The organism is Roseateles sp. P5_E11 (genome assembly GCF_054049355.1).
The window spans coordinates 1-2,322 of record NZ_JBFUMO010000751.1; the positions used below are offsets into that span (position 1 = coordinate 1).

At 61.9% G+C, this 2,322-nt stretch carries 2 protein-coding genes; both read right to left on the minus strand.

All coding sequences use genetic code 11. The features are described 5' to 3' along the window. The coding region (locus ACXJKR_RS30105) for a DEAD/DEAH box helicase (RefSeq protein ID WP_457325967.1) at nt 1-1,404 on the minus strand (1,404 nt) is incomplete at its 3' end. A gap of 314 nt (nt 1,405-1,718) precedes the next feature. Beyond that, a partial coding sequence (locus tag ACXJKR_RS30110) for an ABC transporter ATP-binding protein (RefSeq protein ID WP_457325969.1) occupies nt 1,719-2,322 on the minus strand: 604 nt, incomplete at its 5' end.

Genomic DNA, 2,322 nt, shown 5'->3' on the forward strand with positions numbered 1-2,322 from the left:
CCCCAGGTCGGACCGTGCGCGGGTGAAGCGGCCGGCGAGCTGTAGGGTGACCGCCAAACTTTTCTTGAGGTCGTGAAACGCCGCAATCTTGAGCTCTGGCATGTCAAAGCCTTCCCCCAGCATGTCGACGCAGACCACGATGCGGGACTGGCCTGACATCAACAGTTCACGCGCTGTTTTGCGTTGGGCCGGGGAAACCTTTGTATGCAGCACGACTGGGTTGAACCGGCCAAGCTCCTTGTAGATTTCGTGGACTAGGTCGGCGCGGTCTGTTGAGGAGACGCGCGCCATCGCAACATGCTTCCCGGTGGTGTCGAGGTCAAGCTCGTCAAGGACGTGCTGGGCGATTGCGCGGTCGGCCTTCTTGATGCCGAACACATTCACAGGGCTGAAGCGGATCGGCTTGAAGTACCCCTCTGCCTGCGCCTTCCTTAGTGGATAGACGTAGATGATTCCGTCGATGCGCTGGTCGTCCTCACGGAACGGCGTGGCCGTGAACTGCAGAACCCGCTTGTCTTCGTAGTCTTCTTTGAAGGACTTCCAGGTCCGAGCAGCAGAATGATGCGCCTCGTCCAAGAACAGATGGCTGCAGAGCGAGGCAATTCGCGTCTTGACAGCCGGCGTGAATCGCCCAGCGAGTTGGCTGGTGGTGACGACGACGTTGCACTTCTTGAAGACCGCGTCTACTTCTGCATCGTCGCGCGGCGCAGACGTTAGTACGCCGACGATGGGTCGCTGCGCGGACTTCGCGAGAACCGCGCTCTCTTCCATCTTCAGTACGCCCAGGGTCAGAAATTTATGAGCCACCTGGGAGCGCAGCGCATCTGTGGGAACTAGCACCAGGATGCGCTCACACTGACCAGACACGGCGGTCGCCAACATGGTCTCCGTCTTTCCCGTCCCCGTTGGCATCACGATGGTGGCTACGCTGCTGCTCACAGACCAGTGGGCATGTATTGCATGCAGTGCCCCGACCTGCGGCCGGCGTAGTGCAATTGCGCTTCCCTGGACGTTGTCCTCGTCAACGTAGCTGAAGGCGCCCCGCCAGGACTTTCGCGCCCGTTCGACCCTCTCTTCAGACGAGAGTGCTAACGACGCCGCCGCCGAGGGATGCTGCTTCCAAGTGCCGTCACCGACGTCGATTTGGTCCGAGAGCTCCATGGCAAGCCCTGGCTTCACTACCACGGCGGCGTCCGGAGGAAGGTGGGCCGCTACGGGCGCCTTCGCGAAGACCAAGACTTCTGGACCGCCGTCGTCCGGCTTGAACCGAAGGCAGGGCCCATGTTCCGCGGTGAACTTAACGAATGTCCCCGTGAGCTCGCGCTGTGCGCTGAGCAACTGCCGCACGTAGCCATGCCGAAGCTTCTCGTCAAGACCGATGATGGCTGGAACTGTCAGCTTCAATCTGCGTCCTCCCAAGAGCGCTGCCGTCTACGCGGCTGAGATGCTTCTGCACGGTGAGATTCTGCAGCAGAGCGCGACGCAAGGTCAGCTTCTGGCGATTGCTGCCGTCCAGGTACTGACGCGCGACTGACTTAGATCAGCCTGTTCCTGAGGTCGTGCGAGGTTCCGCTTTGGGCACATTGCTGCCCCTAAGACACCAACCCTCAAGGACAGCAGCCACCCTGTTGCGGTCACCACTTGCCAGCGGAGTTCTGCTGATCGGCAGTCATCGCCAGCACAGATGCTCAGCCAAACCGGGATCCGCGAGCCGGTGCTCAGCGCTTGCCGAGCTGCCGGGCCCATAGATCGACGTAAAGGCCAGGTTGGGCGAGCAGGTCGGCGTGACGGCCTCGCTCCCTGACGTGGCCGCCGTCCATCACGATGATCTCGTCGGCATGCATCACCGTCGATAGCCGATGGGCAATGACGATGGTGGTGCAGCCGGCGGTCACGTCCTGAAGGGTGCGGAGGATGCCGGCCTCGGTGTTGCTATCCAGCATGGAGGTTGGCTCGTCGAGAACGTAGATGGCCGGACGCCGCAGCAACGCACGTGCGATCGCCACGCGCTGGCGTTCGCCGCCGGAAAGTTGCATGCCGCGCTCGCCGACTTGGGTGTCGTATCCATGGGGCATGGCCAGGATCTGTTCGTGCAGCTGTGCGCCGCGAGCGGCCCACTCGATTTCAGCTTGGCTGGTGCCAGGCATGCCGAGTGCGATGTTGTCGGCAATCGTGGCGTGGAGCAGCAGCGACTCCTGAGAGACGAGTCCTATTTGGGCACGCAGTTGAGCGGCCGGCATTTTGTCGATGGGAGTGCCATCGACCAGGATGCGTCCAGAGCTTGGCGTATACAGGCGCATCAGGAGCCGGACGAGCGAGGAC